The sequence below is a fragment of the Kitasatospora sp. NPDC057512 genome (genome assembly GCF_042802135.1).
Classification (GTDB): Bacteria; Actinomycetota; Actinomycetes; order Streptomycetales; family Streptomycetaceae; genus Kitasatospora.
The window spans coordinates 1-5,806 of record NZ_JBHVET010000571.1; the positions used below are offsets into that span (position 1 = coordinate 1).

6 protein-coding genes are annotated in these 5,806 nt (G+C 71.4%); 3 read left to right on the forward strand and 3 right to left on the reverse strand.

Annotation, left to right across the window (positions count from 1 at the left end; all coding sequences use genetic code 11):
- Positions 1-35: 35 nt before the first annotated feature.
- A complete protein-coding gene (locus ACFU6K_RS29280; protein WP_380668037.1) occupies positions 36-650 on the reverse strand; it encodes a single-stranded DNA-binding protein in 615 nt (204 codons plus the stop codon).
- A 96-nt stretch (positions 651-746) separates the two neighbouring features.
- Positions 747-1,037 (reverse strand): 30S ribosomal protein S6, encoded by a 291-nt coding sequence (gene rpsF, locus ACFU6K_RS29285; protein WP_049651111.1) that lies wholly within the window; start codon positions 1,035-1,037, stop codon positions 747-749.
- Between the two features lie 321 nt (positions 1,038-1,358).
- Between rpsF and ACFU6K_RS29290 the strand changes: the two genes are divergently transcribed.
- The 3 genes from ACFU6K_RS29290 (at position 1,359) to ACFU6K_RS29300 (ending at position 4,049) form a co-directional block, all read left to right on the forward strand.
- Positions 1,359-1,658: a hypothetical protein gene (locus tag ACFU6K_RS29290; RefSeq protein ID WP_074001889.1), complete on the forward strand. Its 300-nt coding sequence runs from the start codon at positions 1,359-1,361 to the stop codon at positions 1,656-1,658.
- Between the two features lie 224 nt (positions 1,659-1,882).
- Complete coding sequence (locus ACFU6K_RS29295) at positions 1,883-3,001, forward strand: peptidoglycan bridge formation glycyltransferase FemA/FemB family protein (protein WP_074001890.1); 1,119 nt, start codon at positions 1,883-1,885, stop codon at positions 2,999-3,001.
- Between the two features lie 13 nt (positions 3,002-3,014).
- Complete coding sequence (locus ACFU6K_RS29300) at positions 3,015-4,049, forward strand: alanine racemase (RefSeq protein ID WP_380668040.1); 1,035 nt, start codon at positions 3,015-3,017, stop codon at positions 4,047-4,049.
- A gap of 40 nt (positions 4,050-4,089) precedes the next feature.
- Here ACFU6K_RS29300 and ACFU6K_RS29305 read toward each other — a convergent pair whose 3' ends face one another.
- Positions 4,090-5,667, reverse strand: coding sequence for a glycosyltransferase family 87 protein (locus tag ACFU6K_RS29305; RefSeq protein WP_380668042.1), 1,578 nt, complete (start codon positions 5,665-5,667; stop codon positions 4,090-4,092).
- Between the last annotated feature and the right edge of the window lie 139 nt (positions 5,668-5,806).

The window sequence follows — 5,806 nt, forward strand, 5'->3', positions numbered from 1 at the left end:
CGCCGGCGGCCGGGCCGCACGAAATCTGTCAGCTCTTAGAACGGGGGCTCTTCCGAGTAGCCGCCACCGCCGCCGGCCGGGGCACCCCAGCCGCCGCCCTGGTTTCCACCGGACGGGGCGCTGGAGGCCCAGGGGTCGTCGGAGGGGCCGGACTGGCCGCCGCCGGAGTTTCCACCCCAGCTGCCGCCGCCCTGCTGGCCGCCGCCGCCGGAGTTCCCACCCCAGCTGCCGCCGCCCTGGCCGCCACCCTGCTGGCCGCCGAAGCCGCCACCGGGGCCGCCGGACCGGTTGGCCCGGGTGACCTTGGCGGTCGCCGAGCGCAGGCTCGGACCGACCTCGTCGACCTCGACCTCGAAGACCGTCCGCTTCTCGCCTTCCTTGGTCTCGTAAGACCGCTGGCGCAGTCGGCCCTGCACGATGACGCGCATGCCGCGCTGCAGCGACTCGGCCACGTTCTCCGCCGGCTGCCGCCAGACGTTGCACGTGAGGAAGAGGCTCTCGCCGTCCTTCCACTCGTTCGTCTGACGGTCGAAGGTGCGGGGGGTGGACGCGATGCGGAACTTCGCGACCGCCGCACCCGACGGGGTGAAGCGCAGCTCGGGGTCGTCGACGAGATTGCCGACGAGGGTGATGACGGTCTCGCCTGCCATGGTGGTGATGACCTCTCGGGAAGATGTCCGTTCACCGCTGTTTCACGTGAAACAGCGGACGCGAGCTACCCGAGACCCGAAGGCCTCAGAGGTGGCTCAGTGGGTGTCCGGGCGCAGGACCTTGGTCCGCAGAACCGACTCGCTCAGGCCCAGCTGGCGGTCGAGCTCCTTGACGACCTCAGGCGTGGCCTTGAGGTCGATGACCGAGTAGATGCCCTCGGACTGCTTGTTGATCTCGTAAGCCAGACGGCGGCGACCCCAGGTGTCGACCTTCTCCACCTTGCCACCCGCGTTGCGGACGACGGTGAGGAAGTTCTCGATCAGGGGGGAGACAGCGCGCTCCTCGACCGAGGGGTCGAGGATGACCATCAGCTCGTAGTGACGCATGAGTAACCCACCTCCTTTGGACTCAGCGGCCACGGTCTCTCCGTGGCAGGAGGGTTGTGCGTAGCGTCGGCACCGGAGCAGTGACGACTCCGGCCCACCGTAGCGGCCGGGTCGGACAGTCGGCCCCCGCTCCGCCCGGAAGCGGACATCACCCGGAACAGGGTGCAAAGGGGGCACAACTACACCAGTGCAGACGGCACAGCCTACCTGCACCCGGACGGCCGAACAAAACGCATAGGGGTTGTGAGAGCGACCCAAGCACCGCAATCTGGACGGAACGGGATTCCTGCCCGTTCGTCTCCACGCCAGGAGGTGGGACCCATGGCACAGTCCGTCCACCGCATGCCCGCCCTCACCCTGAACACCGACGGCCACCCGCACCCCCGCGAGAACGCCCTGGTGGGCGTCACCGCCGTGCTGGGCGTGATCGCCTTCACCACCTCGTTCTTCCACAACCTGCACCTGCTGACCTCGTGGACCGGCCTGTTCGGCATCGTCACGGGCCTGTGGGGCATGTTCGTCTCGGTCACCACCGCCGAGCGCTTCGTCCTGATGATCACACTCGGCGCCGCCGCGATCGGCTTCTACCTCGGCATCGCCCGCGGCGGTCTCTGGGGCTGAACCGGGCCCCCGCGCCCCCTCGCACGCCCCCGAACCACACCGCTGGGACCGAGCCCACAGGGCCCGCCCGGAACCCTCGCCGCCCCCGTCGCGTATCTGCAGAGGAGACAGGTACCCGACGGGGGCGCCGCCGTGCCCGCAGCGACGGGCGCCCGGACCCCGGACGATAAGGTCAGCCCGAGAACCTGGGCCACCGCAGCCCGACGACGAGGAGCACCGAGCACATGAGCCTGCGCCTGAGGACGATCACCCGCGAGGAGCACCTCGCCTTCATCAGGAGCCGCGCCTCGGCCAGCCACATGCAGGTGCCGTCGTGGGGCGACGTGAAGGCCGAGTGGCGGTCCGAGTCGATCGGCTGGTTCGACGAGACCGACCAGCTCGTCGGCGCCGGTCTGGTCCTCTACCGCCAGCTGCCCAAGCTCAAGCGCTACCTCGCCTACCTGCCCGAGGGCCCGGTCATCGACTGGTTCGACCGCGACCTCGACCGCTGGCTCTCCCCGATGCTGGCGCACCTCAAGTCGCAGGGCGCGTTCTCGGTGAAGATGGGCCCGCCGATCGTCATCCGCCGCTGGAACGCCCCCACCATCAAGGAGGCCATCGCCGGCAAGCAGGCCAAGCGCCTGCGCGACGTCGAGGCCGACTGGTACGAGGCCCGCGCCTTCGAGGTGGCCGACCGGCTGCGCAAGGCCGGCTGGCTGCAGGGCGAGGACGGCGGCGCCGGCTTCGGCGACGTCCAGCCCCGCTACGTCTTCCAGGTGCCGCTGGCCAACCGCTCGCTGGACGACATCCACAAGAACTTCAACCAGCTCTGGCGCCGCAACATCAAGAAGGCCGAGAAGAGCGGCGTCGAGGTCTACCAGGGCGGCTACGACGACCTGCCGATCTTCCACCAGCTCTACCTGGTCACCGCCGAGCGCGACAAGTTCACCCCGCGCCCGCTGGCCTACTTCCAGCGGATGTGGAAGGCCCTGGTGGCCGAGGACCCGAACCGCATGCGGCTCTACATCGCCTACCACGAGGGCGAGCCGCTGGCCGCCACCACGATGCTGGTGGTCGGCGAGCACGTCTGGTACTCCTACGGCGCCTCCGCCAACCACAAGCGCGAGGTCAAGCCGTCCAACGCCATCCAGTGGCGGATGATGCGCGACTCCTACGCCCTCGGCGGCGGGGTGTACGACCTGCGCGGCATCAGTGACACCCTGGACGAGAACGACCACCTGTTCGGCCTGATCCAGTTCAAGGTCGGCACCGGCGGCCAGGCGGCCGAGTACCTCGGCGAGTGGGACTTCCCGCTCAACAAGCTGCTGCACAAGGCCCTCGACCTCTACATGTCCCGCCGCTGAGGAGGCTGACCCGATGACGCTGTCGCTCTACCTCGACACCGAACGCTGGCGCACCCACCAGCGCTCCGTCCTCGCCGAGTTCCCCGGCCTGGTGCCGGTCGCCAAGGGGAACGGCTACGGCCTGGGCAACCACCGGCTGGCCGAGGAGGCGACGCTGCTGGGCACCGGGGTGCTCGCCGTCGGTACCGCGTACGAGGCGGCCGACGCCGCCGAGTGGTACGGCGGCGAGCTGCTGGTGCTCACCCCGTACCGGGTCGGCGAGGAGGTGCTCCCGCTGCCGCACGCCCGGGTGATCCGGACGGTGGCCAGCGTGGACGCGCTGCGCTCGCTGCACGGTGCCCGGGTGGTGCTGGAGTGCATGACCACCATGCGCCGGCACGGCGTGAGCGCGGCCGACCTGCGCACCGTCGCCGCCGAGCTGGAGGGCGTCGCCTTCGAGGGCCTGGCGCTGCACCTGCCGATGGACCGGCCGGACGGCTCCAGCCCGATCGAGGAGGTCGCGTACTGGGTGGACACCGCCCGGGCGGCCGGCATCCCGGTGCACACCGTGTTCGTCAGCCACCTCGGCGCGGCCGGCATGGACCAGCTGGCCCAGCGCTACCCGGAGACGGTCTTCCGGGCCCGGATCGGCACCCGGCTCTGGCTCGGCGACCACGCCGCGCTGGAGGTCCGGGCCACCGTCCTGGACGTCACCCCGCTGCAGAAGGGCGACCGCTACGGCTACCGCCAGCACCCGGCGCCCTCCGACGGCCACATCCTGGTGGTCGCCGGCGGCACCGCGCACGGCATCGGCCTGGAGGCGCCCAAGTACCTCCAGAGCATGGGGGCGCGGGCCAAGGGCATCGCCCGGGCCGGCCTGGCGACCGTCAACAAGACCAAGTCGCCGTTCCACTGGGCCGGCAAGCAGCTGTGGTTCGCCGAGCCGCCGCACATGCAGGTCTCGCTGCTCTTCCTGGACGGGGAGACCAAGCCCCCGGCGATCGGCGAGGAGCTCGGTCTCCAGGTCCGGCACACCACCACGCACTTCGACCGCGTGGTGGACCGCTGACCCGCCAGGCCTTTCCGACCGGCCGGGCCTTTCCGGCCGGCTAGGCCTTTTCGGCCGGCTCCGACAGTCCGGGCTCGCTGAGCCACTGCTCGGGGCCGGCCGGCGCGTACCCGGCGTAGCTCTCCTCCTCGCGCAGCCGGCGGGCGGTGCCCAGCACGGCGACGTCCGGGGCGTGGTCCAGCACCCCGCCGGAGGGGTCGTCGCTGCCGTCCCAGCGGACCGGGTCGCGGTCCGGGTGGAGGACGTCGCGGACCACCAGGGCGACCAGGTAGAGGGTGCCCAGCAGGTGCAGCCCGATCGCGAAGTGGTACCAGCCCTCGCCGATCCCGTGCTGCTTGGAGCCGGTGACCAGGCCCAGGTGGGACCAGATGCCCAGGGTGTAGAGCACCTCGCAGGCCTGCCAGACCAGGAAGTCCCGCCAGCACGGCCGGGCCAGCACCGCGAGCGGCAGCAGCCAGAGCGCGTACTGCGGCGAGTACACCTTGTTGACCAGCACGAACAGCGCGACCACCAGGAAGGCCAGCTGGGCGAAGCGCGGTCGGCGCGGGGCCGAGAAGCCGAGCCACGCTATGGCCAGGCAGCCCAGCACCATCAGCACGCCGATGTAGACGTCGAGGTCGGCCAGCCCGGCGCCGCGGCGCTGCATCAGGATCAGCCAGAACGAGCCGTAGTCCTCGCCGCGGTGCTTGCTGAACACGTAGAAGGTCGACCAGCCCCGCCAGTTGGCCAGCATGATCGGCAGGTTGACCACCAGCCAGGAGCCGACCGCGCCGCCCAGCATCACCCGGAACTCGCGCCACCGGCCGGCCCGCCAGCAGAGCACCAGCAGCGGACCGATCAGCAGCAGCGGATAGAGCTTGGCCGCGGTGGCCAGGCCGATGAAGACGCCGGCCCAGCCCGGGCGGGCACCGCTCCACCAGGCCATCGCCACGGCGGCCAGGGCGACCGCGAGCAGGTCCCAGTTGACGGTGCCGTTGAGCAGCAGGACGGGGGCGAGCGCGAACAGCAGCGCGTCCCACGGACGGCGCCGGTGGGTGCGGGAGAGCGCCACCGCGGCGACCACCGCGCAGGCCATCAGCATCCCGGCGTTGATCGCCCAGAACCACTGCTCCTGGCTCTGCTGGTCCCCGCCGCCGGGCGTCAGCCAGGCCGCGACCTGCATGAACAGGCCGGTCAGCACCGGGTACTCCAGGTACTGGAGGTCCCCCGAGGAGCCCGGGATGCGGTCCACGTACGGGTGCAGTCCGGCCGCGAAGCCCCGTCCGGAGAACAGGTGCGGGATGTCGCTGTAGCAGGCGTGGATGTACTGCGGCGAGCCCGGCTGGAACCAGGCCTGCTCGTAGCAGGGCAGCTTCTGCACCATCCCGAGCACCGACACCACGATCACGGCGAGCGCCAGGAAGCGCGCCGGGACCCACCAGGAGACGCCGAGCAGCGCCCGGCGGCCCGGAGGCCCGCCGAACAGCTCGCTGCCGGCCGCCGCCACCGGGTCCTCGTCGGCCGGTACGACCACGGTGTTGGCCGGCGGCGCGGCCGTGGCGACGGCTGCCGGGAGGGGCCCTGCGGCGGCGCCGGACCCGTCCGGCCCGGCGGTTTCGTCACGATCGCTCGACGTCATGCCGGACATCCTGCCGCACCTGTCCCGCCGGGACGAGGAGGACCCCGCAACGGTCTGGACCTCTTCGCCGCGGGCGGGCGCGGTGGGCGCGACGGAAACGGCGGTGGCGGCCCCCCCGGGAGGGACGACCCCCCCGAGG